The organism is Sinorhizobium garamanticum, assembly GCF_029892065.1.
Classification (GTDB): Bacteria; Pseudomonadota; Alphaproteobacteria; order Rhizobiales; family Rhizobiaceae; genus Sinorhizobium; species Sinorhizobium garamanticum.
In genome coordinates, this window is the sequence record NZ_CP120374.1 from 1,009,493 (window position 1) to 1,035,112 (window position 25,620).

The window sequence follows — 25,620 nt, forward strand, 5'->3', positions numbered from 1 at the left end:
GTCCGGAACAAGAGGCGGGCGGGGGTGTTAACCGGACGAAACTATCGTGAGCTCCGCCTCGTTTCCGCGAGACCAAGATGGCCATCCACTTCAATCATACAATCGTGTGGGCCCGAGACAGTAAAGCCTCGGCAGACTTCCTGGCCGACATGCTGGGATTGCCAACGCCACGGCGCTGGGGGCCGTTCCACATGGTCACGACTGACAACGACGCCAATCTCGACTATATGGATGCCGAGGGTGAGATCGTGCGCCAACACTACGCCTTTCTCGTCGGCGACGCTGAATTCAGCGCGATTCTCAATCGAATTCGCGAGCGGGACCTGCGCTACTGGGCTGACCCCGGTCAGAGAAAGCCAGGCGAAACCAATAACCACGACGGTGGACGCGGTCTCTATTTCGAAGACCCGAATGGCCATCTGCTCGAAATCATCACGCGTCCCTATGGCAGTGGCGGCTGGAATCCGTGAGCCTGGCGCGAAGAACAGCGCGGCGTCGCGCTGACCCCGGCACACACAGGTGTGAAACAACGCCCTCAGTGCGATTTTAGGAATTCCATGAGCGCCCTGCGGGCCTGGTTGTCTGCAAGTCCAGGATAACCCGACATCGCCGTGCCGGGGATGACTTGTTCGGGGTCGGCGATGAAACGGTCGAGTAAGGCTGCACTCCAGGATCCATACTCTCTGGCGAAAGCGCGCATGGCCGGCGAATACTCGAATCCCGGCTGGGCCGCGATGGGTCGGCCCACGATGCCGGCGAGATTGGGACCTTGCAGGCCCTCGGTCTCGCCGGCCTCAACGGAGTGACAGGAATAACACTGTAGAAACGCCCGCTCGCCTGGATCGCGCGCCTCCTGCGCGGAGCCGTCAGCGACAGCCGAGACAAGAAATGCTGCAGCTGTGATCGCAAACCTCATTCGGTCTGATCGGTGCGGATCACGACCAATCGGTCGGCGCCGGACTCGGGCAGCCAAACCTCTCCCTTCCGGCCGTTTATCTGACGGACATTGGCGCCTTCCTGAGACTTGGGAAAGGTAGTGAATTTCTCTGTGCGTGGATCGAAGGCGTGGATCGCATTCCCGCCAAAATCGGAGAGCCAGGCGACATCGCGCTCGTCCACATAGACCGCGTAGACGCGCGGATCGTCGCCGGGCACGCTCCAGGCATTCCAGCTCCTATCGCGCGGATCATACATTGACACCTGTCCCGAGTTCCATTCGGAGATCCAGAGCCGCCCCTGGCTGTCCGACCAGACGCGGCGCGCGCCCTGGTTCTTGGTCGGGGGTTCGATCACCTCCGCTCCACCGCCCTCACGGTCGATCTTTGCCAAGTAACTGCCGGCCAGCGACACGAAATAGACGTCTCCGCCCGGGGTCGCAGCAATGCCATAGGGACCGCGTCCCTCCGGAGCCTCAAAGACTTTCATGTCGCCCGTCGCGGGATCGAGCCTCCCGTATATTCCGTTCTGTCCCGTGAACCAGAAGATGCCGTCGTGATCGAAAGCGCCCGTATTGAGATTGGCATAGGCCACGTCCTGCGGCAGCGCCCAGACCGTGGTCTTCTCGGTCTTCGGGTCGAAGCGCACGATGGCATTGAGGCCGCCGTCGGTGATCCATGCCGCGCCATCCGGTCCCTGGATGACACCATGCGGGCTGGAGCCTTCGCCGAGGGGCACATGGCGAACCTTGCCCGTCTCAGGATCAAGGATGCCAAGCGCGCCCTGGTGCTGGGCCGTGTACCAGACGCTCCCGTCTGGCGCGGGTGCGACATCGTGAGGGTGCGCGCCCTGCGGCAGGTCGTAGACCTGGCGTTCCTGCGCGAAAGCCGAGATAGCGGCAAGGCCGGCGGCGGCGATAACGACGACACGAATGAGGCTGCGCATAATCACCCTCCCTGCGGCTGAGGTCGCAACCATTACGTTACACTGAGTACTTCGCGGCAATGACGAGAATGAGAATCGCGTATTCACGATCGCGCGACTGCTCGCGATGGTCATCGGCGGGCTTGAGCTCGTGACATGCCGCATTTCAGGAGGAGCCAGGGAGCGTTCAGAGGCGCCCGTTTCCTCCTTGATTAGCGATAAAAGCTAGGGGGCATTCGAAGAGCGGCAATACGTGGAACATCGTCTCCTGACAGGTGTTGAGTTGGAAAAAGCATGTCCCGAACGTGCAGAATGCGACCGACGACGTGTCGCCAAGCCTTGGACAGCTACGATGATCAACCGACCAAATGATCCAGTCGATGGGAACCTTGTGACGGTGTTCGGCGGAACGGGCTTCCTTGGGCGGCGGGTCGTGAGCAGCCTTGTGGACAAGGCTGTCGTTGCACGCGCCGTCTCGCGTCATCCGCCCAAGGACAAGTTGGATGAAGCGTCCGACAAGAGGCCATCTCAGCAGGTCGAGGCGGACATATTGGATCCATCCTCGATGGCCGCTGCCGTGGGTGGATCTCGCGCGGTTGTGAACGCCGTCAGCCTTTATGTCGAGCGCGGTGAGCAGACCTTCGAGCGTGTCCATGTAGAAGCCGCGGCCGCTCTGGCGGCCGCTTCACGGGATGCAGGCGTCGAGAGATTCATCCAGATTTCTGGCATTGGATCGGATGCAAAGTCCCGTTCGCCTTACATTCAGGCCCGGGGCCGCGGCGAGGAGGCGGTGAAGGCGGCGTTTCCGGGTGCGGTGATGGTCCGTCCCTCTGTCATGACTGGACCCGATGACGCGTTCATCACAACGATCGCGAGGCTGGTACGCCTCCTCCCGATCTATCCGCTGTTCGGCGAAGGCAGCACGCTGCTGCAACCGGTCTATGTGGAGGACGTGGCGGAAGCCGTGTGCCGCTTGGCCCTGGGGCAGAATTCCACGGATGCTTCGATTTTCGAGTGCGCGGGACCGCGCATTTATTCCTATCGGGAACTCGTCCGGGAGATCGCCACCCAACTCAACGTGCGGGTAAGGACGGTGCCCGTGCCGTTCGCGGTATGGAGCATATTGGCGACTGCCACGGAATTTCTCCCCGCCGCGTCCCTGACGCGCAATCAGGTCGATCTCATGCGTCTTGACAACGTCGCGGCAAAGGATCTGCCGGGCCTCAAAGAACTGGATATCCAACCCCGTGGCATCGAGGACGTCATCCGCATGATCGAGCATGCGGCTTGAGCCGGAACCTTACGCTGCCTGCGAGGTTGGTCCGACTGAAAAGGAGGATACAACCATGGCCAGATGCGACCAGTGCGGCAACGACTATGATAAGGCTTTCCAGGTGAATCTGGGGGATCAAACCTACACTTTCGACAGTTTCGAATGCGCTATCCAGAAACTTGCTCCGACATGCCCGCATTGCGGCGTGCGAATCGTCGGGCATGGAGTCGAGCAGGGCGACACTATCTATTGCTGTGCGCATTGCGCGTCCCAGGAGGGAGCCGACGCCCTTACCGATCGCGCGCCTTGACCGAATTCGCAAAGGACCTCTTTGAGGCGCCAACCCCGACGATCGGAATCCACAGCGGAAGCTGCCCTCGCCTGGCACGACAAAGATGTCGGCCGCTTTCATCGCGACCGATAATCTGAGCGATTTCCCGGAGCATTTCTCTGGCGGTTGAATCTTGAAGCGTGGAAGCTGTTTCAGAGACGTTGCGGCTGGCCGCTTTCGGCGGCGGCGAGAATTGCATTGATAAGGCGGTGAACCTTCAGCGCCTCGCGCCCGTTCACACGTGGCTCTCGTGCAGCATCGACGGCATCGAGGAAATCGGCGAGCACCGCACGATGATGGTGGTGCGGAAATGCCATGGGATCGGCGCCGGCACCGCCGGCAGCTTCGTCTTCCAGTGATAATTCCGTTCCATCGTGGAAGGAAGCGACAAGACTTCGCCCGCCGAGACGGGCCATGCCACGTGTGCCGATGATGTCGATCTCGTCCGGATAGCCGGGATAGGCGCAGGTGGTAGCACTCACCGTCCCGATCGCTCCGTTTGCGAAACGGATGGCCGCCATTGCCAGGTCCTCGGTCTCCATGCGGTGCACCTTGCTGGTCGCCGCATAGGCTCTGACCTCCTCCGGAAGGCCGGCGAGCGAGACCAAAAGATCAAGCGTGTGGATGGCCTGGGTGAGAAGCACACCACCGCCATCGCGAGCGCGCGTGCCACGTCCCGGCTGATCGTAATAGCTTTGTGGCCGCCAGTTGTGGAGACGCGCCGAAGCACTGACGATCTCGCCGAGGCGCCCCTCGTTGATCAGCTTCACAAGCGCCTCGCTGACAGGGCGGAAGCGGTGCTGGAGCACGATGCCGAGCTTTATCCTTGCGCGCTCCGCCGTCTCGACTAGGGCCTCCGCCCGCTCCTGCGTGATCTCGAGAGGTTTTTCGAGCAGCACATGCTTGCCCGCTCTAGCGGCCCGCCGCACGAGCTCGAGGTGCGTATTGGGTGGCGTCAGCACCATGACCGCGGCTATCGACGGATCACGGAATATCGTTTCGGCGTTATCACAGGTCGCGAAACCATAGGTCTCGGAAAATGTCTTTCGCCTCGCAGGAGTCGGGCTGAAAGCGGCAGCGACCTCAACCCGATCCTTGAGGTCGAGCAGGCTTTTGGCATGCGGCGCCGCCGCCATGCCGAGCCCTATGAGACCAATGCGCAGCTTTGCCATTTCGGTCTGTCCTTCAGCCAAGAATCCGAAGCGTGCACATGATCCCTCCCCACACGCTTTCTTCCGCGCTCTGTTTACGACGAGAGATCGCTTCAGCGCAAGAAATTCGTCATACAACTTGATAAATTTCGTATGTTGACATTATGCCTTACAGGCTCTAGCCATAAAGAGCCTGTTGGAGGAGCGGGTCAAAATGCAGGGGCTGATCAATCCAGATCTTCTGTTTCCGGGGGAGCGCGCGCGCGCCCTTGCCCACAACCTCTGTGCCGAGGTCAACGGCCTGCAGTTCCGCAATAATCTGGAAGGCATGCGCTGCTTCAATGACGACACCCGAGCGTTGCTGCCATCCCTGCGCACTACGATATTGCGCGCCGGGTGGACTGCGCGCTTCTCGCGCGTGTTGTCGTCGTGCAACACCTCCTCGGGGAGGAAGAGGCGTAAGAGCTTGAGCGGGAGTTGCCTGAGGGCTCGCAAAGCAGGCGTACCGCTCTGAGACATCAAATCATGCGAAACGGGAGGAAAGCATGAAAATCTTAGTTAAACTTGCGGCGGGTCTGTTGCTTGCCGCTTCATTCATGGCTAGCGCGGCCAGCGCCCAGACAGTGCTTCGCTCGTCCGACACGCATCCGGACGGCTATCCGACGGTCGAGGGGGTCAAATATTTCGGCGAACTGGTCAAGGAGCGCACCGGCGGCCGCTACGCCGTCGAGGTCTATCATTCCGCGCAGCTCGGCGAGGAAAAGGACACGATCGAGCAGGTGCGCTCCGGCGTGATCGAGCTGAACCGCGTTTCGATGGCGCCCTTCAACGGCACGGTGAAGGAATCGATCGTTCCGGCGCTGCCCTATCTCTTCCGTTCGGAAGAACACATGCACAAGGTCATGGACGGCGCGATCGGCGACCAGATCAAGAAGGCCTTCGAAGGAGCCGGACTGGTGGTACTTGCCTATTACGATGCCGGCTCGCGCTCCTTCTACAACAAGCAGAAGCCGATCACTTCGGTAGCCGATATGAAGGGTCTTAAGTTCCGCGTCATCCAGTCCGACATCTTCGTCGACATGGTAGCAGCGCTCGGGGCAAACGCCACGCCAATGCCCTACGGCGAAGTCTACTCCGCCATCGAAACCGGCGTTATCGACGGCGCGGAGAACAATTTCCCGAGCTATGACACCGCCAAGCATTTTGAGGTGGCGAAGAACTACTCGCTCGACGAGCACACAATTCTTCCAGAGGTGTTCGTGATGAACAAGGCCGCCTTCGACAAGCTGACCCCGGAAGATCAGGAGATCTTCAAACAGGCCGCCAAGGATAGTGTCGCCAAGCAGCGCGAGCTCTGGGCAGCCAAGGTCAGCGAGTCGCGCGCGAAGATCGAGGCGGCCGGCGCGAAGATCACCACCCCCGAAAAGCAGGGTTTCATCGATGCCATGAAGCCGGTCTACGAAAAGCACGTCACCGATCCGGTTCTGAAGAAGATGGTCGAGGACGTGCAGGCGGTTCAGTAACGAATCCGACGGGCAAGCCTACAGCGCCGGGCGTCTCATCAGACGCGCAAAGGTCGCTGTAGTGCTTTGAAATGCTGCATGTTTTATCCTGAAATCGGCTCCGATTAGGGAAACATGCAGCAGCCTGCCCGTCCCTTCGAGGGAATGAAGACTGTGCCTACCACACTGGTGAAAACTGGCCGCGCGCTGTCCTGGCTGAGCACGCTCTCGCTATGGCTCGCGGGTATCGGCCTTGTCGTGATGACGGCTATCGTCGCCTGGCAGGTGTTCTGCCGCTACGTGTTGAACGACTCGCCGAGCTGGACCGAGCCCGGCGCGGTCATGCTGATGAGCTGGTTCATCTTTCTGGGCGCGGCGGTTGGCGTGCGCGAAAACTATCATCTCGGCTTCGACGTGCTGCTCTACGTGGTGCCGAAAGGCGGCAAAAAGTGGCTGCGCATGATCTCGGATCTCGTCGCCCTCGCCTTCGGCGTCGGCATGATCTGGTACGGGGTCGAGCTCGTCCGCCTCACCTGGGACACCATTCTGCCGTCGCTGCAAATCTCCGGCGGCTGGAGCTATGTGCCCCTGGTTGCGGGGGGAGTCCTCATCAGCCTGTTTGCCCTGGAGCGCATCGTCCTGCGCCTTGCCGGCGAGCCGATCGATGATCTTCTCGACGAAATGCCACCGGCGGAAGTTGCCGCCGAACTCGACACCGCGAATGTAAAGGCGTGATCCAGATGGATATGATGATCCTGTTCGGCGTATTCACGGCTCTGATGCTGATCGGGACGCCGATCGCCTTCTGCCTTGGGGTCGCGTCGTTCGCAACCGTGCTTTACATGGGGCTGCCGCCGCTGGTGATCTTCCAGCGGTTGAATTCCGGCATGAGCGTGTTTTCCCTGCTCGCCATCCCCTTCTTTATCTATGCCGGCGACCTGATGGTGCGCGGCGGCATCGCCCAGAAGATCGTCGCCTTCGCTGCCTCGCTGGTCGGGCATATCCGCGGCGGGCTTGGCCAGGTCAATATCGTCACCGCCACTCTGTTCGGGGGGATTTCCGGCTCGGCGGTCGCAGAAGCTGCGGCGGTTGGCGGGCTGATGATCCCGCAGATGAAGGAGCGCGGCTACGGCGCTGACTATGCCGTCAACGTCACCTCCATGGCGGCATTGATTGCACTGATGTTGCCTCCGTCGCACAACATGATCATCTATTCGATCTCGGCGGGCGGAAAGATCTCGATCGCAGACCTTTTCACCGCCGGCATCCTTCCCGGCCTCCTCTATGCGGCTGCCCTGATGGTCACCGCCTATTTCGTGGCGCGCCGGCGCGGCTACCCCACCGAGACTTTTCCCGGGTTTGGCAGGGTCGGCCGCTACCTGCTGGTCTCGATTCCCGGCCTCTTGCTCATCGGCATCATCTTTGGCGGCGTCCGCTCGGGCGTATTCACGGCAACCGAGAGTTCCTGCATCGCCGTTCTCTACGCGCTTGCAGTAACTGTCTTCGTCTATCGACAGATGACCTGGCAGGATTTCGTCCACGCTACCTTCGGCGCCGTGCGCACCACGGCCATGGTCCTGCTCATCATCGGCATGGCGGCCGCCTTCTCCTGGCTGATGGCGTTCCTAAGAGTGCCCGCCGCGCTGATCGACTGGATGAACACGATCTCGGACAATCCGATCATCGTGCTCCTCCTGATCAATGTCCTGATGCTTTTCCTTGGCACCTTTATGGACATGGGGCCGACCATCATCATCTGCACGCCGATCTTCCTGCCGGTGGCGATGGCCTATGGCGTCGATCCGGTTCATTTCGGAGTGATCATGATCCTGAACTTCGGCATCGGCCTTAACACGCCGCCCGTTGGCGCTGTGCAGTTCGTGGCCTGTGCGGTCGGAAGAATCTCCGTCTGGGAGGCGATGCGCAGCATCTGGCCTTTCTACTTAGCGGGGTTGATCGTCCTCGGGCTCGTCACCTATGTTCCGGCCCTTTCGCTCTGGCTGCCGAGCGTGTTCAAAGGGTAATCGCGTCATGGACCACCTGGCCGAACTCAAGATCGAGCGCAAACCGAAGCTTTCCGAGCGCGTCGCGAGCGCGCTCCGGCAGCAGGTGCTGAAAGGCGAAATCCCGCCAGGCCAGAAGCTGCCGACGGAAAGCCGGATGAGCGAGATCTTCGGCGTCAGCCGCACCGTGGTCCGCGAGGCGATTGCGACCCTTGCCGCCGATGGCCTCGTCGAGGCGCGGCAGGGCGCCGGCGTCTTCGTCAAGGACCACCCGACCCTTGCCTTCGGTTCGATCAGCCTCGACGTCGGCAACAAGATCTCCCATGCGCTAAATGTGATCGAAGTGCGCATGGGGCTTGAGATTGAAAGCGCGGGTCTCGCAGCACTCCGGCGCAACGCCGCCCAGGAGGCGCAGATCCAGGAGGCCTTCTTCGAATTCGACCGCCTGCTCGAGCGCGGCGAGGCGACGGGCAAGAGCGACTTCGCCTTCCACCGGGCGATCGCGGCCGCCACCAACAATCCCTATTATGTCGAGGTGCTCGACGCGCTCGGCATGCGGGCCATTCCCTGCGACGTCGCCTCGCCCTGGGGTACCGACAGCGTGCTGTCGCGTGAATATCAGGAAAGCCTGCAGCGCGAGCATCTGGCAATCCTGAAAGCCATTTCCGCCAGTGACCCGGAAGCTGCCCGCGCCGCCATGCGCGCCCATCTGACCGCCAGCCAGGAGCGGTATCGCGTCCGGCTGAGCGGTCAGCAGGCCGAATGGGGCGCCGCCAAACGCCGGGTCTGATTTCCTTTCCCCAACCGAGAGCGAGCCGATGACCGCAAGCCATATCGACTACACCATCCGTTACGCCATCGACCCGGCCACCGCCGCACGCATGGATACCGATGCACTGCGCGCGAACTTTCACATTGGCGATCTCTTCCGCCAGGGCCGTATATCGCTCACCTATACCCACTACGACCGCATGATTGTCGGCGGCGCGATGCCGGTGGACGAGCCTCTGGCGCTAGAGGCCATCCGTCCCACCGGCACGCCCCGCTTTCTCGACCGGCGCGAGCTCATTGCCGTCAACATCGGCGGCACCGGCCGCATCGACGTGAGCGGGCAAAGCTTCCGATTGGAGCCGCGCGACATGGTCTATGCGGGGATGGGCGAAGAGGTGACCTTTTCGTCCGAAGACCCGGCGGCGCCTGCAAAATTCTACCTGCTTAGTGCGCCTGCTCACCAGGCGCTGCCGAGCCGCCATATCCGCATCGGCGATGCCAAGCGGCTCGATCTAGGCAGCGCCGCCACCTCGAACGAGCGCTCGATCTTCCAGTTCATCCACCCGGAAGGCGTGAAGACCTGCCAGCTTGTTGTCGGCATGACGCAGCTCGCTCCAGGGTCGGTCTGGAACACAATGCCCTGCCACGTGCATGACCGGCGCATGGAAGCCTATCTCTATTTCGATCTCGCTGACGGCGCCCGTGTCCTGCATCTGATGGGCGAGCCGGCGGAAACCCGCCATATCGTGATGGCGAAGGAGGAGGCGGTGCTTTCGCCGCCCTGGTCCATTCATTCCGGCTGCGGAACGTCGAGCTACGCCTTCATCTGGGCGATGGCGGGCGACAATGTCGATTACACCGATGTGGAAATGGTGCCAATGGAGGCACTCAGATGAGCGTGCCATCTGCGTTCAGCCTTTCCGGGCGCCGCATCGTCGTCACCGGTGCCAATACCGGCATCGGGCAGGGAATTGCGGTTGCGATCGCCCGCGCCGGCGGCACAGTGATCGGCGTGGGTCGTTCCGCCATGGACGAGACCGCGGGAAAGGTCGCTGAAGCTGGCGGAAGCTTCGTTCCTGCCAATGCCGACCTATCGGACCGGGAAGCGACCCGCTCGCTGATCGACGGATTGTGGAACGAGCATGGTCCGCTGGACGGCCTGGTCAACAACGCCGGGATCATCCGCCGCGCCGACGCGGTGGATCTCTCCGAGGTCGACTGGGACGACGTGATCGACATCAATCTCGGATCGCTGTTTTTCCTGTGCCAGGCCTATGGCCGCCGCCTGCTTGCCGAGGAAAGACGAGGCAAGATCGTCAATATCGCTTCACTGCTTTCCTTCCAGGGCGGCATACGCGTCGCTTCCTATACCGCGTCCAAGCATGGCGCGCTGGGCATCACCAGGATTCTCGCCTGCGAATGGGCTGCCAAGGGCATCAATGTGAATGCGGTCGCGCCCGGCTATATCGTTACCAACAATACCGAGGCGCTCCGCGCCGACGCCAAGCGCAGTGCTGCCATCTTGGAGCGCATTCCGGCCGGGCGTTGGGGCACGCCGGATGACATCGGCGATGCAACGGTGTTCCTGCTCGCCCCGGCCTCGGACTATATGCATGGCGCCGTTATCCCGGTCGACGGCGGTTGGCTCGCGCGATGAGGAGACGATGATGGATACCAAACTTTTCGCCCGCGGCAACGAAGGTGAATGGATCGACCTCGGACAGGGCAACCGACGCCGGGTGATCCTGCACACGGACGAGCTGATGATGGTCGAATTCGCTTTCGAAAAGGGCGGTGTCGGCGCGCCGCACTCGCACCCGCACGTTCAGGCGAGCTATGTCGCGGAAGGCAAGTTCGAAGTCACCGTCGGCGGGCATAGCGCGGTTCTTTCCGTCGGCGACAGCTTCATCGCACCGTCGGGCGTGGTCCATGGCGTCGTAGCGCTGGAGGCAGGCCGCCTCATCGACAGCTTCACGCCGCATCGCGCCGATTTCCTGAAATAGGACACTGAGCCGAAAACGGGATGGAACCGAAAGCGGGACGCTAGACCGCTTTGACGAGCCAATCCGCAAACAGGCGAGCCTTGGATGTCGCCTTAGGATGGATCTTCAGATGGAAGGGCACGGGTGAAGGAATGGTATCGGCGACCAACTGGACAAGTCGCCCTCCTTGCATGAGGCTTTCAACGAGCCCGTCCCAGCCCAGCACTGCCCCGACGTCGTCCTGAGCGGCTTGAAGCGCGATCATGTAGTTGTTGACGTAGAAGTTGCGCCCCTTCGGCAGCGGGCGCCCGAGCGCGAGAAACCAGTCGGCCCAGGTCGTCCAGTTTGTTTCCTCGTTACTCATATGGATCAGGGGCGCCTTGAGCAGATCCTCGACGCGGGTGATGCCATGCTCGGCGGCGAAGGCCGGTGTGCCGAGCGCGACGATGCGATCCTGAAAGAGCGTGCGGTATTCGACGCCATTCTCCTGCGGATCGCCGTAGTGGATACTCAGATCGCAGCGACCGGCCATTGCCGGAACGTCGCTGACGATCTGCGAGACGGTAATGGCGGGATGGATTTTCCAGAAAGCCGAGATCTTCGGCGTGAGCCACAGTGAACTGATCGCCGTGGTCGTCCGGATCGTCACGTCAACTGTTTCCGGGCGATCGCGTATCTGCGTGACGGCCTCTGAAATCGTCTCGAATCCACGCTGGATCGCAATGAACAAAAACGCACCTTTCTCCGTCAGTTCGACACCGCGACTGCGGCGCAGGAATAGGTTGCATCCGAGATCGGTCTCAAGCGCTTTGATCTGGTGACTGACTGCCGCAGGCGTCACGTTCATTTCCTGAGCAGCCTTCTTGAAGCTCGCATTGCGGGCGGCCGCCTCGAAGCAGATGAGAGCGGTCATGGAGGAGAGATCGTAGGGCCTTGGCATAGGGTATCTTTCAAAACCGAATCTGCCGGGACGCCGACCGACAGCGCTTCGTGAGATTAGTTAAACTAATGCATCGTGAAAAAAAGTGCTATTGTCAAAAAGGCTTGCTGGCGTGAAGGTTCCATCACAGTTGAATATGTCGAGCATGGAATCCTCCTATGACAGTCCCCACGCATTCCATATATGATCTGCTTGCGCGCCGCGTTCCCGGCCATTCTCTCGAACAGCCGTTCTACACATCGCCAGCAATCTACGAGCTCGACCTTGAGCATATCTTCTACAAGGAATGGCTCTACGCGGTCCCGGCCTGCCAGCTTGCAAAGACGGGCAGCTACGTCACGATGCGTGTCGGCGCCTATGAGGTGGTCATCGTTCGCGGCCGCGACGGCGAAATCCGCGCCTTTCACAATTCCTGCCGTCACCGCGGCTCGCTGATCTGCAAGGCGCGGCAAGGACAGGTGGCCAAGCTCGTCTGTCCCTATCATCAATGGACTTACGAATTGGACGGAAAGTTGATCTGGGCGAATGACATGGGCCCGGACTTCGACGCGTCGAAACATGGCCTGAAACCGGTAAGCCTGCGCAATCTCGAGGACCTGATCTACATCTGCCTGTCTGAGACGCCGCCGGATTTCGAAACCTTTGCCGAGCTGGCTCGGCCCTATCTCGCGATCCACGACCTGAAAGACGCCAAGGTCGCCTATACCTCGACCATCGTCGAAAAGGGGAACTGGAAGCTCGTCTGGGAAAACAACCGCGAATGTTACCACTGCAGCAGCAACCATCCCGCCCTTTGTCGTTCGTTTCCCCTTGACCCGAATGTCGCGGGTGTGTCTCCTGACGGGTCGATCTCGGACGTCCTCCAGGCGCATTTCGACCGTTGCGAAGCTGCCGGCGCGCCGGCGCAATTTCGCATCGCCGGGGACGGCCAGTATCGCCTGGCGCGCATGCCGCTGCAGGAAAAGGCCATGAGCTACACGCTCGACGGCAAGGCCGCCGTTAACAAGAACCTCGGCCGGGTTGCCCTGCCCGACGCAGGCACGCTCTTAAAGTTCCATTATCCGTCGACCTGGAACCATTTCCTGCCGGATCATTCGCTGACCTTTCGGGTGACGCCGATCAGCCCGATGGAAACCGAAGTCACCACCACCTGGCTCGTGCACAAGGATGCTGTCGAAGGTGTGGATTACGATCTCAAGCGGCTGACTGAGGTCTGGATTGCCACCAATGACGAAGACCGTGAGATCATTGAAACCAACCAGCAAGGGATTCTGTCGCCCGCCTATGTTCCCGGGCCCTATTCGCCTATTCAGGAAAGCGGCGTGGTCCAGTTCGTCGAATGGTACGCCACCTGGCTCGAACGTTCGCTGACGCCGATGCGGCAGGCCGCGGAGTAAGCGAATGAGCGCATTCAAAAATCTTGCCTTCTGGAATGACACGGAAGAGCTTGAATGCGTCACCCGTACGCCGGAAGCGCCGAATGTCGTAACCTTCAGCTTCCAGAGCCCTTCCTGCGCGCTGTTCAACCATGATCCGGGTCAGTTCGTCACACTGCGACTGCCCGTTCCCGGCGGGCCGCTCTATCGCACCTATACGATCTCCTCCGCCCCCTCGCGTCCGACGGCGCTGACGATCACTGTCAAGGCGCAGGAAGGGTCTGTCGGCACGCGCTGGATGCTCGACAATCTGCACAAGGGCATGCGCCTCAAGGCGATAGGGCCGGCGGGGAAGTTCTCGATCGTCCATCATCCTGCCGCGAAATACCTCTTCATCTCTGCCGGCTCCGGCATCACGCCGATGGTGGCGATGACCACCTGGCTTTACGATTCCGGGCGCGAACCGGATATTGTTTTCATCAACTGCGCGCGCCGCCCCTCCGAGATCATCCTGCGCGACAGGATGGAACTTATGGCGTCGCGCATAGTCGGCATCGACCTGAAATGGGTTGTCGAAGAGCCCGATCCCTTCCGGCCCTGGACCGGCTATCGGGGAATGTTCAACCAGATCATGCTGGGTCTGATGGCGCAGGATTATCTCGAACGCGAGGTGTTTTGCTGCGGCCCTGAACCCTTCATGCGGGCGGTGCGCGAGGCGCTTGCCGGTCTCGGTTTCGACATGAACCGATACCATCAGGAGAGCTTCACGGCAGAGCCCGAGCATGCCGAGGACGTTCCCGAAGATTTGGTTCCCGATGCGCAGAACCAAGCCGAGATCGAGTTCGCCCTTTCCGGCGTTACCACCAAATGCAACGAGACGGACACAATCCTGGCGTCCGCCAAGGCCGCGGGACTGGTGATCCCCTCGGGTTGTTCAATGGGGATCTGCGGCACCTGCAAGGTCCGCAAGACCGAAGGCCAGGTCCATATGGTGCACAATGGCGGCATCACCGACGAGGATGTCGAGGACGGCTATATCCTCGCCTGCTGCTCGAAGCCCTTGGGCCGCGTAAGCGTCGAGATATAGTGCGTACGATCCGCCGCCTCCCGGATCAAGTCCGTGCGGAGCGGCGAGCTCGGCGTATCATCCGGTTGAAAAAACGGAAAATCACCGAAGGAATTCACGGATCGAAGCCAGGACTGCGGCTTCGATCTCGATGTTCTCCCGTTCCTCCGGGGGATTCCGCCGTTGTGCGCCGCCGGGAAGATGCACCCCGAACTCCGTCAGCCGGCGAAGATGATCCCCCGTATGCTCAGCAAAATCAGGATCCGTCGCCATCGGCGAAATCGCAATGACAGTCAGCCCCGTATTGGGGCACCGGTCGCCGGAGCGAAAGCTTCCCGCCTCGAGCGACCACGCAGCCCCGGAAAGACCCGCCGACAGGATTTCGACCATGAGGCCGATATTCGCCCCCTTATAACCGCCGAACGGCAGCAATGCGCCGAGCATCGCTTTTGTCGGATCGATCGTTGGCGCACCGTCATTATCGATGGCCCATCCCTCAGGAATGGAGGCTTTTTCCGCCGCCGCCCGCACGATGTTGACGAAGGCCGTCGCGCTGGCGGCCTGATCGATGACGAGAGGCGCCTGCGGCGCCGGCAAGGGCGCCCCGAACGCAAGCGGATTCGTACCAAACACGGGTTTTCCGCCCCCGGCGGCCGCCATCATCGCGTGAGCGTTCGCGAAGGCGATCGACAGCAGGCCGTACCCTGCAAGACGTCGTACATAATAGCCGAGCTCACCGGCGGTATAGCTATTCCTCTGCGTGAAGATGGCGATGCCGAAAGTCTGCGCCCGCTTGACCAGGTCCTCGAAGACAAGATCGAAACCGAGCTGCGCTATGCCGCCCCTCGCATCGGCATGAATGAACGCCGGCAGCGGATGATCGATGTGTGGTTTCGCGCTTCCGTCGATGCGGCCATCGCGTAGGCTTTGGAGATAGTCGAGGAAATGGGGAAATCCCACCTCCGGGCGGCCATGCCAGGCGGCAGACAGGGTCGCATCAACAAGCGACTTTGCCATCGCGGCGGTTCCTCCGCACGCCAGACAGGCGTCAGTGGCAATGCGCCGGATTTCGGCGACGGATAATGTTTCAGGTTCGTCTGCCATCACAGCTCCAATGCGGCCTTCCTGCCCTCATAGAACGCATAGGGAGCCTGCCGCGGAGCTGCGCAATCGCCGATCTGCACGACCCGTCGACCGGCTGCCAGCAATGCTTCCGCCAGCCAGTTTGCCGGCATGTTTGTCGTCGCGAGCACAAGACAGTCGCCCTCTACGAAAATCTGATCTCCCGTGTTGTGGTCGACCAGCGTGGCGCCGTTGCCGTGCCATTCGAGTATGCTCACCTCGAGCTGCCAGTTGACGCCAAGCCTCCTCAGGATACGCCGAAGGGGTACATCCGCGGTCGTGCGCTGGAGTTCCTTTCCGATCAGAGGATCCGGAGACAGGATCGTAACCGTATGGCCGTCTTCGGCGAGTTTCCAGGCCGTACCGCAGCCTCGCCAGCCGCCGCCTTCGTCCAGGAGGAGGACGCGCTTGCCGGGTCTCGCCTGGCGCGCCATGACGGCCTCGACGCTGAAGACATTGCCCTTTTCGATTCCAGGCAGCGTCTCGACTGCCGGCAGTGCCTTTTGAAATCCTGTTTCAGGAGAGTCTGAGCCGGTTGCGGCGATCACGACGTCGGCGCCGTAGTCCCCGATCTCTGACGCCTCCACATAGCAGTTGAGGCGTACATCGACCTTGAGCTTCGCCAGTTGCCGCTCATACCATTCGAGGAGATCGAGGATCTGCGCCCGGCGCGGCTGCATTCCGGCCAGCAGAAAGTTGCCGCCCAGACGGCTGGAGGCCTCCACGAGGACAACCTCGTGACCTCGTTCGGCCGCGACCCGCGCCGCCTCCAAACCTGCCGGCCCTCCACCGACGACCAGAACGTTCTTGGGCTCTACCGCGGGCGTGAAGCGATCGCCGCCCCATTCGAATTCCCGTCCGGCAGACGGGTTGATAAGACAGCTTATCCAGTAGTCACGCGACCGCCGACCCCAGCACATCTGGTTGCAGGAAATGCAGCCCCTGATGTCGTCCGGGCGATTTTCGCTTGCCTTTCGAGCGAGATGCGGATCAGCGATCTGGCCGCGCACGATGGACACCAGGTCCGCCGCACCTTCGCCGAGCACCGTCTCTGCATTGGCCGGCGTCCTGATATGGCTTTCGGTAATGACCAGCGCCTTCTTCACGGTTCGCTTGAGCGCCGCCGAGAGGTCCGCCCCGAGTTTTTCCGGATAGAGGAAGGTGGGCATCAGCTTATGGAAGTCCAGATAGCCGCCGGACCCGCAAGTGACGTAGTCGATCAATCCCAGTTCGTCATGCATGCCGACGATCTCGGCAAGCTCGCTTCTGGAGAGCGCGACGCTGTAATCCGGCTCGTCGCTCACCGCGAGGCCGACGATGAAATCGGGACCGCATATTGCCCGGATCCGGGTGAGGATCTCTCGTGACATCCGCGTGCGGTTTTCCAGGGAGCCGCCCCAATCATCATCCCGGCGGTTCGACCATGGCGTCCAGAATTGATCGACCATGCCGAGATAGGCGGCCCAGACTTCGACGCCATCGAAACCCGCCTCTTGGCACCGGCGTGCCGCCTGGACGAAGCCGTCGATCGTTTCCCAGATCTCCGCCTCGCTCATCGGATGCGAGCCATCGCTGTCATGATAGCTTGGAAGACCTGACGGCGACCAATGCGGGTGAAAGGAATTGTCCGAATCGCCGTGAGCGCCGACATGATAGAGCTGCTGGATGGCGACAGCGCCATTGTCCTTGATGGCGGCGGCAACCTTTCTGAAATGCGGGACCACACTGTCATCTGAGGGGCGAAAGTTCCCTCGAGTAAGCACTGCTGCCGGATGGACCGGCATGGGTTCCACAACGATCATGGCTGCCCCGCCGATCGCCCGCTCGGCGTAGTACGCCGCATGCCGCTCGGTCGGAAGGCCGCCTTCGGCCATGTTCGCCGTATGGGCTCCGAACACGATTCGGTTTCTTAAGGTGCGCCCACGCAAGTCAACGGGTGAGAGCAGGTGTGGGAACAGCTTGGACATCAGGATTCTCCGGCAATGCGACTAGGAGGCACGCGCTGGTCTTCGCGCCAGGTCTTGTGAGCCGGCCTACAATGCCCTCGCCAGGGAGGCGTCGTGCTGGGACACGGCGCCATGGGAGTTGACCATCGCACCGGCAAGCTGACGCAGGTTGACCACCCCGATGAGCTTTCCGCCCCGACCGACGACGGCGACATCGCCATCGGGGCCCTTGGCAATCACGCGCATGGCATCCTCGATGGTGGTTCCGGCCGGGATTGTCGTGCCGTTCGGTGAAAAGTCCGCCCGCGGGGGCACCATGACAGCCTCGACCTGGACGACGCGCCCGCGGTTGACCTCCTTGACGAAGTTCGCGACGTAATCATCGGCGGGCCGCAGGACGATGTCCTGGCTGGTGCCCTGCTGGATGACTTCTCCATCGCGCAGGATGGCGATCTGGTCGCCCAGACGCAGTGCCTCGTCGAGATCGTGAGTGATGAAGACGATGGTCTTCCTGATCTCCTTCTGCAGGTCGAGAAGGACCGTCTGCATATCCGTGCGGATCAGTGGATCGAGAGCCGAATAGGCCTCGTCCATCAGCAGTACCGGCGCATCATTGGCAAGCGCGCGGGCCAGACCGACGCGCTGCTGCATGCCGCCCGAAAGCTGGTTGGGGTACTTGCTCTCGAAGCCTTTCAGTCCGACCCGCTCGATCCAGCACATCGCGACATCGACGGCCTTCGCGCGCTCGATACCCTGGACCTCGAGACCGTAGAGCGTGTTGTCGAGGACGTTGCGATGGGGGAGAAGCGCGAACTTCTGGAACACCATCGCGGTCTGGTGCCTGCGAAACTCCCGTAATTCGAGCTCGTTCATTTTCACGACATCGACCCCATTCACCAGCACTTCGCCAGCGGTCGGATCGATCAGGCGGTTGATGTGGCGGATAAGCGTCGACTTTCCCGAACCGGACAGGCCCATGATGACTTGAATACAGCCTGAGGGCATCTCGATGTTGATGTCCTTGAGGCCCAGGACATGGCCGAACGTCTCGTTCAACTCGGCTTTCGAGAGGCCGTTTCTGACAGCCTCGACATGCGCTGCAGCGTTCGATCCGAAAATTTTGTAAAGGTTGCGGATCTTGATGCCGTCGAAGTGCTGATCAGCCATGGACGACCTCCCGGTGCTTCTGGAGTCTCTGCCCGTACGCCTGGCTGACCCGATCGAAGATGATGGCGATACCGACGATGGCAAGGCCGTTGAAAATGCCCAGTGTGAAATATTGATTGGCGATGGCCTTCAGGACCGGTTGGCCGAGCCCCTGCACGCCGATCATCGAGGCGATGACGACCATGGCCAACGCCATCATGATGGTCTGGTTGATGCCGGCCATGATCGTCGGTAGCGCCAGCGGCAACTGCACGTTCTTGAGCTTCTGCCAGCTCGACGAGCCGAAGGCGTCGGCTGCCTCGAGAACGTCCTTGTCGACCAGGCGGATGCCCAGATCGGTGAGCCGGATCATCGGCGGGATGGCGTAGATGACCACTGCGATCAGCCCCGGAACCTTGCCGATGCCAAGTAGCATCACGACCGGGATCAGATACACGAAGCTCGGCATGGTCTGCATCACGTCGAGCACCGGGTTCACCAGCCACTGCAGTCGGTCGGAACGGGACATCAGGATGCCCGTCGGAATACCGATCGCGATAGACAGAATGGTGCAGACGAAGATCATCGAGATCGTCCGCATCGTGTCGTCCCACATGTCGAAGTAGCCGATGGCCAGCAGAGTGACCAGACAGCCCAGCACGATCTTCCAGCTTCTGCTTGCCCCCCAGGCGATCACCAGAATGATCAGGGTGATGATCGGCCAGGGCGTCTGCGTCATGAAGCGTTCGGCAGCGATCAGAAAGTGCTGCAAGGGCGAGAAGAAGCCCTCGATCGCATCGCCGTATGCGCGCGTGAATGTACGGAATCCCTCGTCGATCGCCTTCTTCAGGGTGCGCAGGGAGTCGTCGTTCATGCTCGGGAATTCATAAAACCATTCCATTCGGTTCCCCTTTTTGAAGAAGCCGGCACACGTCTTTTTCTGTTTTTTCGGCTGGATGAGTGCGGCGCGTCATTGCGCGCCGCACCTTGACGCCTATCAGAGCGCCGCCTTGATCTTCTCGGCCGCCTCCGGTGAGACCCACTTGGACCAGACGTCCTCGTTCTCCTCGAGGAAGTGCTTGGCGCCTTCTTCGCCGCTCGCCTGGTTGTCCGTCATCCAGGCCATCAGCTTGCTGACCGTGTCGTTGCTCCAGGAGCGCTTCTTCAGGTAGTCCATGACCTCGGGACCGACCTGCTCGGAGAAGGGCTTGGCCACCAGCGTCACGATTGTGTCGACCGGCCACGCACTCGGCTTGGGATCGGGGCAGTCGGCAACGGTAACGCATCGCTTCCATTCGGCAGGATCGTTCGGCACGCCTGGGTCGAGCTTGACCATTTCATACTTTCCGAGGAGCGCAGTCGGCGCCCAGTAGTAACCAAGCCATCCTTCCTTGCGTTCGTAGGCCTTCGCGATGGAACCGTCGAGGCCAGCCGCCGAACCGGTGTCGAGCAGCGTGAAACCTGCCTTCTGAGCGTCGAACGCCTTGTAGAGTTGCGAGGTGACGACCGTGCCGCCCCAGCCCTGCGGGCCATTGAAAACAGCACCCTTCTTGGCGTCCTCCTGATCGGGGAAGAGCTCGGGATGCTTCAGGGCGTCGCCAATCGTCTTGATGTCCGGGTGCGCGTCAGCAACGTACTTCGGAATCCACCAGCCCTGCACGCCGCCATCCGGCAAGGGAGAGCCGACCTTAATAATACGGCCTTCGTCCGTACCCTTCTTGACGACGTCGGGCAGGAGGTCGATCCACGCTTCCGGCGCAATGTCGGGCTGACCCTTTTCCGCCATGGAGGTGATCGTCGGCACGGTGTCGCCGATCGTGATTTCGGCGCTGCAACCATAACCTTCGTTGAGGATGAACTTATCCAGGTTCGAGAGCACCTCGGCACTCTGCCAGTTCATGCTGGCGATGGTGACGTTCCCGCACTCAGCGGCATTGGACAGCGACGCTCCTCCGAGCAGCCCGAACACCAGGCATGTAGACGCAAGCAGCTTCTTCATTACAACGTTCCCTTTTCTTAGCGGCGCTTTATTGAAGAGCGGGGCGCGCCGCGTTTACCCGCTTCGATAAGCTCAGGAACCCTGTCCCATACTCACCGATTTCTTGAGCGCGGCGACGAGCCCGGCCGTGACCGCGGTCTCGAAACCGGCAGCGCGCATTGCCTCGATGGCGGCCGCGGTGGTGCCGCGATAGCTGACAAATGCTTCGACCGTATCGGTGGGACATTCGTCGCGACGTTCAAGCAGGCGGCCCGCGCCGATGAGGACCGCGGTCACCGCGCGCTGAGCGATCTCCGGACTAAGTCCGCGCGCCACGGCATCGTTCATCATTGCGGTAGCCAACAATGCGGGAAATGCCGGGCCAGACCCGGAAAGGCCCGTCAGGTAATCGATGTCGCTTTCGCTTGCGACCTCGTCCTGCGTGCCGCAGGCATCGAAGATTGCGCGGACGATGGCGCGGTCCTCATCGGTCACATCTGCCGAGCCGATCCAGGGCGTATAGGACTTGCCGACCTCAGCGGCCGCGTTGGGCAAGCTGCGGATGACCCTCTTCGTATTGTGGTGTTCAGCCAACCGGCCCAAACGGACGCCGGCCACGACGGATATCACGAGCTTTCCGTCGGCATCGATCACGAGCGGCGGCCAATCAGCAGGCCGGACCGACACAATCATCACGTCCGAACGGTCGGCTAGCTGTTGGTTATCGGTGGTCCAGAAGGAACCGTTTAAGCGGTTGGGCTGCTCCGTACGATAAGAGAGGGAAAGAGCATGCGGCTGCACCAAACCGGCATTGAGGAGTGAAGCGGCAATTGATCCGCCGAGCCAGCCGCCTCCACCAACGATGCCGATCCTCAATGAGCCGCTCATCGTCGGTTAGCCTTTCGCCTCGGGTTTGTAGCCGTGCCGCGAAAAAAAGCGATCAAGCTCCCTTTGCACAGGCACTTGGCCCGTATAGATCGCGATGTACTCGGGGATCCGCTTCATGCGGGTTGCGATATCCTCCTGAGTCTGCATCGAGATGTAGCCGATCTGAACGAGGTAGGTCGTGCGGGCGCGGACATCGGCAGTGATCTCCGAATGACCGAAACGGATGAACATACGTTTGAGGGCTTCCAATCGGACCTGATCGGCGCGCTGAACTTCCGCCAAGATGTCTTCGGACTGGAGTGCCCAGCTGCGCACGGCAAATTCAAACTTCGAGTCGAATAGGTCCTTGTTCAGCCAGCAATCGAATACGTTGAGCATCGCTTCAGCCAGGGATTCCGCGTACGCCTCGGACTGCTTCACGATGTTGCCGGTATTCTTTTCCCGCCACCGACCGATGAGCGCTGCCAACAGTTCTTCCCGGTCCTTGAAGAACCAATAGAAGCTCGTTCGCGACAGATTGAGCCTCTTTGCCAATGGCAGAATCTTTACCGAGTCCACCCCGCCTTCCAGCAGGGACTCGTAGGCCGCCTCCAGCCATCCCTCCTGCGATCCGCGCCAGCCGCTATCGTTTGCAACGTGCTCCATAAAGACCTCCTAACAAATTGTGAAAGGACATACAAGAAAAATGTACACATATGTCTACGTGCATGACTTTGATGTTTTCTTTCTTGACACTTATGTACATTTTTGCGTAGCGTTCGAGCTGACGTTTCTAGACCGGAGCCCGACATATGTCGAACGACCCCCTCCTCCAGCCCTATCAGCTCAAGCACTTGACGCTGCGCAATCGCATCATCGTGACGGCGCACGAACCGGCCTATCCTGAGGACGGCATGCCGAAGGAGCGCTACCGCGGCTATACGGTGGAAAGGGCAAAGGGCGGTGTAGCTCTGACGATGACCGCGGGCTCTGCCGCTGTTTCGAAGGACAGCCCGCCCGTGTTCAACAACCTGCTCGCCTACAAGGATGAGATCGTGCCGTGGATCAGGCAGATGACCGACGCTGTGCACGAGGAGGGTGCGGCGATCATGATCCAGCTTACCCATCTCGGTCGGCGCACGCGGTGGGACAAGGGTGACTGGCTCCCGGTTGTCGCTCCCTCCCATCACCGCGAAGCGTCGCACCGCGCCTTCCCCAAGAAGATCGAAGACTGGGACATCGAGAGGATCATCAAGGATTTCGCCGATGCGGCCGAGCGCATGAAGGCGGGCGGCATGGATGGCGTTGAACTGGAGGCCTACGGTCACCTGCTCGATCAGTTCACCTCGCCCCTCACGAACGAGCTTGATGGACCTTACGGGGGCTCGCTCGACAACCGCATGCGTTTCTGTTTCGATGTCCTGAAGGCGATCCGGACGCGTGTCGGAGATAAATTCATCCTCGGCGTGCGCTACACGGCCGACGAATGTCTTCCCGGCGGGACCGGCAAGGCGGAAGGCTTAGAAATCTCGAAGCGCCTCAAGGAAAGCGGGCTTATCGATTACCTGAACGTTATCCGCGGGCATATCGATACGGACGCCGGTCTCACCGACGTGATCCCGATCCAGGGCATGGCAAACTCCCCTCACCTCGATTTCGCCGGCGAGATCCGCGCTGCCACCAATTTCCCGACCTTTCATGCTGCGAAGATTCCGGATGTCGCCACCGCGCGCCATGCGATCGCGTCCGGCAAGGTCGACATGGTGGGGATGACCCGCGCCCATATGACCGATCCGCATATCGTCCGGAAGATCATCGAGAAGCGCGAGGACGACATTCGGCCCTGCGTCGGCGCGAACTACTGTCTCGACCGCATCTACCAGGGCGGCGCCGCCTACTGCATCCACAATGCCGCGACCGGACGCGAGCTGACGATGCCGCACACCATCGCGAAGGCGGACCGTCGCAAGAAGATCGTCATCGTCGGCGCCGGGCCCGCCGGTCTCGAGGCGGCGCGTGTGGCCGGCGAGCGCGGTCACGAGGTCGTGGTCTTCGAAGCGGCTAACGATCCGGGAGGGCAGATCCGGCTCACCGCTCAAAGCGAGCGCCGCCGGGAGATGATCAGCATCATCGACTGGCGCATGAGCCAGTGCGAGAAGCTAGGCGTCGCCTTCCATTTCAACACTTGGGCGGAGGCTGAGACCGTAGAGGCCGAAAGGCCGGACGTCGTCATCATCGCGACAGGCGGACTTCCGCACACGGACGTCCTCTCAAAGGGAAACGAACTCGTCGTCTCCGCCTGGGACATCATTTCGGGCGACGTCAAGCCGGGAACCAACGTCCTCGTCTTCGACGACGCCGGCGACCATGCCGGCCTGCAGGCCGCGGAATTCCTCGCCAATGCCGGCGCCAAGGTCGAGATTATGACCCCCGACCGCTCCTTCGCGCCGGAAGTCATGGCCATGAACCTCGTGCCCTATATGCGCTCCTTGCAAAAACGGGACGTTACCTTCACCGTCACCTATAGGCTGGATGCGGTTGAACGCGAAGGCAACCAGCTGATCGCCCATGTCGGCAGTGACTATGGCGGCGTTGCCAAGCAGCGCATGGTGGATCAGGTGGTGATCAACCACGGCACCATTCCGCTTGATGACCTGTACTTCGAGCTGAAGCCCGCCTCAAGCAATCTCGGAGAGATGTCGCACGATCAGCTGATCGCCGGGGAGCAGCAGTCTGTCGCGCGTAACCCGCAAGGCAAATTCCAGCTCTTCCGCATCGGCGATGCGGTCGCGGCGCGCAACACGCACGCAGCGATCTACGACGCCCTTCGGCTTCTCAAGGATATCTGACACCAGGCGGGAGGCCTCGGCCCCCGCCGTGCGTCCGAGGACCCATCCATGACACGTCGAAGTGAAGCCCTTCAGTTGTTCGTCAATGCCGCTTTCGTGGCCCTTGACCAATTCGCACAGGCTCCGCAATCGCGCCGCTCGATTCGGCAGATCTTTTCTGCGCTTGAGGTTCCGGGCGCGCAAAGGTCTGGCCCCGGAAGCCGGCTGCCCGTCTGTTCCCACCTCGACACGGTGCTGGCGATCGATACGGAACACGATTCGCTCCAAAGTCTGGTCGATCGCTTCAAGGCGATCGAGCCGCTGCTCGAATGGCGCCGGCGCTCGAATTATGACGGTTCGGCGAGTGATAATTTCCACGACGGCCATGCGAATGCGATGATCATCGGACCTCGTGGCCTCGAAGAGCGCACGGATGTGTGGATCGGCATAACGCTGATGGCACCTCACGTCCGCTACCCAGACCACAATCATCCACCAGAGGAAGTCTACCTCGTCCTTTCGGATGGAGCGTTTCGTCAGGGCGACGGGCCATGGTTCAGGCCGGGTTTTGGCGGCTCATTTTACAACGAGCCCGGTATCAAACATGCGATGCGCTCCTTCGAGAAGCCATTCCTGGCTTTCTGGGCGCTGCTTGCAGACCGCCCGGCGTGAGAGTCCTCGGGCCAATCAAGAAATAGATGGGAGCAGCCATGAAAATCCTAGTAACGGTGAAGCGGGTCGTCGACTTTAACGTCAAGATCCGGGTGAAGGCGGATGGCACCGGCGTCGAGCTTGCCAATGTCAAGATGTCGATGAACCCGTTCGACGAGATCTCGGTCGAAGAGGCACTGCGCTTGAAGGAAGCCGGCAAGGCGAGCGAAGTGGTGGTGGTGTCGGTCGGCCCGGCCAAGGCCGAGGAGACGCTCAGGACCGCGCTCGCCATGGGGGCCGACCGGGCGATCCTGGTCGAAACCGAAGACCAGGTCGAGCCGCTCGCCGTTGCCAAGATCGTCAAGGGCGTGGCCGAGGCCGAAGCGCCGGGGCTGATCATCGTCGGCAAGCAGGCGATCGACGACGATAGCAATCAGACCGGCCAGATGCTGCCGGCGCTCTTGGGCTGGGCCCAGGGCACCTTTGCCTCCAAGGTCGAGATCGGTGACGGCAAGGTCAATGTCACCCGCGAGGTCGACGGCGGCCTGCAGACGGTCGAACTAAAGCTGCCGGCGGTGGTCACCACCGATCTGCGTCTGAACGAGCCGCGTTATGCCTCGCTGCCGAACATCATGAAGGCGAAGAAGAAGCCGCTCGACAAGAAGACCCCGGCCGATTTCGGCGTCGACACGAGCCCGCGGCTGAAGGTGTTGAAGACCGAAGAGCCGTCGGGCCGCAAGGCCGGCATCAAGGTCAAGTCGGCCGCCGAGCTCGTCGAGAAGCTCAAGAGCGAAGCCGGCGTTCTGTAAAGGTTAGGAAAGGGAGAT

26 protein-coding genes are annotated in these 25,620 nt (G+C 61.1%); 15 read left to right on the top strand and 11 right to left on the bottom strand.

Annotation, left to right across the window (positions count from 1 at the left end):
- The first annotated feature begins 77 nt into the window (after positions 1 to 77).
- Entirely contained in the window at positions 78 to 470 is a 393-nt protein-coding gene (locus PZN02_RS24600; protein ID WP_280661593.1) for a VOC family protein, read from the top strand.
- A gap of 65 nt (positions 471 to 535) precedes the next feature.
- On the opposite strand, the gene PZN02_RS24605 is transcribed toward PZN02_RS24600, so the two are convergent.
- Positions 536 to 916, bottom strand: coding sequence for a c-type cytochrome (locus PZN02_RS24605; protein ID WP_280661594.1), 381 nt, complete (start codon positions 914 to 916; stop codon positions 536 to 538).
- Positions 913 to 1,881: a virginiamycin B lyase family protein gene (locus PZN02_RS24610; protein ID WP_280661595.1), complete on the bottom strand. Its 969-nt coding sequence runs from the start codon at positions 1,879 to 1,881 to the stop codon at positions 913 to 915. The genes PZN02_RS24605 and PZN02_RS24610 overlap by 4 nt, the downstream gene beginning before the upstream one ends.
- Before the next feature lie 412 nt (positions 1,882 to 2,293).
- Between PZN02_RS24610 and PZN02_RS24615 the strand changes: the two genes are divergently transcribed.
- The gene (locus tag PZN02_RS24615) at positions 2,294 to 3,151 is read left to right on the top strand and encodes a complex I NDUFA9 subunit family protein (protein WP_425336305.1); all 858 of its coding nucleotides are present in this window, start codon (positions 2,294 to 2,296) and stop codon (positions 3,149 to 3,151) included.
- 465 nt (positions 3,152 to 3,616) lie between these two features.
- Here PZN02_RS24615 and PZN02_RS24620 read toward each other — a convergent pair whose 3' ends face one another.
- The gene (locus PZN02_RS24620) at positions 3,617 to 4,636 is read right to left on the bottom strand and encodes a Gfo/Idh/MocA family protein (RefSeq protein ID WP_280661596.1); all 1,020 of its coding nucleotides are present in this window, start codon (positions 4,634 to 4,636) and stop codon (positions 3,617 to 3,619) included.
- A 193-nt stretch (positions 4,637 to 4,829) separates the two neighbouring features.
- On the opposite strand from PZN02_RS24620, the gene PZN02_RS24625 reads away from it, so the two are divergent.
- The 8 genes from PZN02_RS24625 (at position 4,830) to PZN02_RS24660 (ending at position 10,894) form a co-directional block, all read left to right on the top strand.
- Positions 4,830 to 5,129, top strand: a complete 300-nt coding sequence (locus PZN02_RS24625) for a hypothetical protein (protein WP_280663329.1) — start codon at positions 4,830 to 4,832, stop codon at positions 5,127 to 5,129.
- Positions 5,130 to 5,160: 31 nt separating this feature from the next.
- Positions 5,161 to 6,138 (top strand): TRAP transporter substrate-binding protein, encoded by a 978-nt coding sequence (locus PZN02_RS24630; RefSeq protein WP_280661597.1) that lies wholly within the window; start codon positions 5,161 to 5,163, stop codon positions 6,136 to 6,138.
- Positions 6,139 to 6,282: 144 nt separating this feature from the next.
- Positions 6,283 to 6,852, top strand: a complete 570-nt coding sequence (locus PZN02_RS24635) for a TRAP transporter small permease (protein ID WP_280663265.1) — start codon at positions 6,283 to 6,285, stop codon at positions 6,850 to 6,852.
- 5 nt (positions 6,853 to 6,857) lie between these two features.
- Positions 6,858 to 8,141 (top strand): TRAP transporter large permease, encoded by a 1,284-nt coding sequence (locus PZN02_RS24640; RefSeq protein WP_280661598.1) that lies wholly within the window; start codon positions 6,858 to 6,860, stop codon positions 8,139 to 8,141.
- Between the two features lie 7 nt (positions 8,142 to 8,148).
- Positions 8,149 to 8,910: a FadR/GntR family transcriptional regulator gene (locus PZN02_RS24645; RefSeq protein ID WP_280661599.1), complete on the top strand. Its 762-nt coding sequence runs from the start codon at positions 8,149 to 8,151 to the stop codon at positions 8,908 to 8,910.
- A gap of 28 nt (positions 8,911 to 8,938) precedes the next feature.
- Complete coding sequence (kduI, locus tag PZN02_RS24650) at positions 8,939 to 9,787, top strand: 5-dehydro-4-deoxy-D-glucuronate isomerase (RefSeq protein WP_280661600.1); 849 nt, start codon at positions 8,939 to 8,941, stop codon at positions 9,785 to 9,787.
- Positions 9,784 to 10,548, top strand: a complete 765-nt coding sequence (gene kduD, locus PZN02_RS24655) for a 2-dehydro-3-deoxy-D-gluconate 5-dehydrogenase KduD (protein ID WP_280661601.1) — start codon at positions 9,784 to 9,786, stop codon at positions 10,546 to 10,548. The genes kduI and kduD overlap by 4 nt, the downstream gene beginning before the upstream one ends.
- A 7-nt stretch (positions 10,549 to 10,555) precedes the next feature.
- Entirely contained in the window at positions 10,556 to 10,894 is a 339-nt protein-coding gene (locus PZN02_RS24660; protein WP_280661602.1) for a cupin domain-containing protein, read from the top strand.
- 40 nt (positions 10,895 to 10,934) lie between these two features.
- On the opposite strand, the gene PZN02_RS24665 is transcribed toward PZN02_RS24660, so the two are convergent.
- Positions 10,935 to 11,813, bottom strand: coding sequence for a LysR substrate-binding domain-containing protein (locus tag PZN02_RS24665; RefSeq protein ID WP_280661603.1), 879 nt, complete (start codon positions 11,811 to 11,813; stop codon positions 10,935 to 10,937).
- A gap of 158 nt (positions 11,814 to 11,971) precedes the next feature.
- Here PZN02_RS24665 and PZN02_RS24670 point away from each other — a divergent pair, with 158 nt between their 5' ends.
- Together PZN02_RS24670 and PZN02_RS24675 are read left to right on the top strand one after the other, a co-directional pair.
- On the top strand, positions 11,972 to 13,210 hold the full coding sequence (locus PZN02_RS24670) for an aromatic ring-hydroxylating oxygenase subunit alpha (RefSeq protein WP_280661604.1): 1,239 nt from the start codon (positions 11,972 to 11,974) through the stop codon (positions 13,208 to 13,210).
- Between the two features lie 4 nt (positions 13,211 to 13,214).
- Entirely contained in the window at positions 13,215 to 14,276 is a 1,062-nt protein-coding gene (locus PZN02_RS24675) for an FAD-binding oxidoreductase (RefSeq protein ID WP_280661605.1), read from the top strand.
- A gap of 81 nt (positions 14,277 to 14,357) precedes the next feature.
- Here PZN02_RS24675 and PZN02_RS24680 read toward each other — a convergent pair whose 3' ends face one another.
- The 7 genes from PZN02_RS24680 to PZN02_RS24710 all read right to left on the bottom strand — a co-directional run bounded on the left by PZN02_RS24680 (position 14,358) and on the right by PZN02_RS24710 (position 21,980).
- A complete protein-coding gene (locus PZN02_RS24680; protein WP_280661606.1) occupies positions 14,358 to 15,359 on the bottom strand; it encodes an Ldh family oxidoreductase in 1,002 nt (333 codons plus the stop codon).
- Entirely contained in the window at positions 15,359 to 17,344 is a 1,986-nt protein-coding gene (locus tag PZN02_RS24685; protein WP_280661607.1) for an oxidoreductase, read from the bottom strand. The genes PZN02_RS24680 and PZN02_RS24685 overlap by 1 nt, the downstream gene beginning before the upstream one ends.
- A gap of 66 nt (positions 17,345 to 17,410) precedes the next feature.
- Positions 17,411 to 18,490 carry a quaternary amine ABC transporter ATP-binding protein gene (locus tag PZN02_RS24690; protein WP_280661608.1) on the bottom strand — a complete coding sequence of 360 codons (1,080 nt, stop codon included), beginning with the start codon at positions 18,488 to 18,490 and terminating at the stop codon, positions 17,411 to 17,413.
- Positions 18,483 to 19,370 carry an ABC transporter permease gene (locus PZN02_RS24695; RefSeq protein WP_280661609.1) on the bottom strand — a complete coding sequence of 296 codons (888 nt, stop codon included), beginning with the start codon at positions 19,368 to 19,370 and terminating at the stop codon, positions 18,483 to 18,485. The genes PZN02_RS24690 and PZN02_RS24695 overlap by 8 nt, the downstream gene beginning before the upstream one ends.
- 96 nt (positions 19,371 to 19,466) lie before the next feature.
- A complete protein-coding gene (locus tag PZN02_RS24700; protein ID WP_280661610.1) occupies positions 19,467 to 20,468 on the bottom strand; it encodes an ABC transporter substrate-binding protein in 1,002 nt (333 codons plus the stop codon).
- A 72-nt stretch (positions 20,469 to 20,540) separates the two neighbouring features.
- Positions 20,541 to 21,335 carry a pyrroline-5-carboxylate reductase family protein gene (locus tag PZN02_RS24705; protein WP_280661611.1) on the bottom strand — a complete coding sequence of 265 codons (795 nt, stop codon included), beginning with the start codon at positions 21,333 to 21,335 and terminating at the stop codon, positions 20,541 to 20,543.
- Between the two features lie 6 nt (positions 21,336 to 21,341).
- Complete coding sequence (locus PZN02_RS24710) at positions 21,342 to 21,980, bottom strand: TetR/AcrR family transcriptional regulator (RefSeq protein ID WP_280661612.1); 639 nt, start codon at positions 21,978 to 21,980, stop codon at positions 21,342 to 21,344.
- Between the two features lie 146 nt (positions 21,981 to 22,126).
- Here PZN02_RS24710 and PZN02_RS24715 point away from each other — a divergent pair, with 146 nt between their 5' ends.
- The 3 genes from PZN02_RS24715 to PZN02_RS24725 are packed head-to-tail and all read left to right on the top strand — an operon-like array spanning position 22,127 to position 25,602.
- Complete coding sequence (locus PZN02_RS24715) at positions 22,127 to 24,163, top strand: NADH:flavin oxidoreductase (protein WP_280661613.1); 2,037 nt, start codon at positions 22,127 to 22,129, stop codon at positions 24,161 to 24,163.
- Between the two features lie 48 nt (positions 24,164 to 24,211).
- On the top strand, positions 24,212 to 24,814 hold the full coding sequence (locus PZN02_RS24720; RefSeq protein WP_280661614.1) for a dimethylsulfoniopropionate lyase: 603 nt from the start codon (positions 24,212 to 24,214) through the stop codon (positions 24,812 to 24,814).
- 38 nt (positions 24,815 to 24,852) lie between these two features.
- Positions 24,853 to 25,602, top strand: a complete 750-nt coding sequence (locus PZN02_RS24725) for an electron transfer flavoprotein subunit beta/FixA family protein (protein ID WP_280661615.1) — start codon at positions 24,853 to 24,855, stop codon at positions 25,600 to 25,602.
- The last annotated feature ends 18 nt before the right edge of the window (positions 25,603 to 25,620 follow it).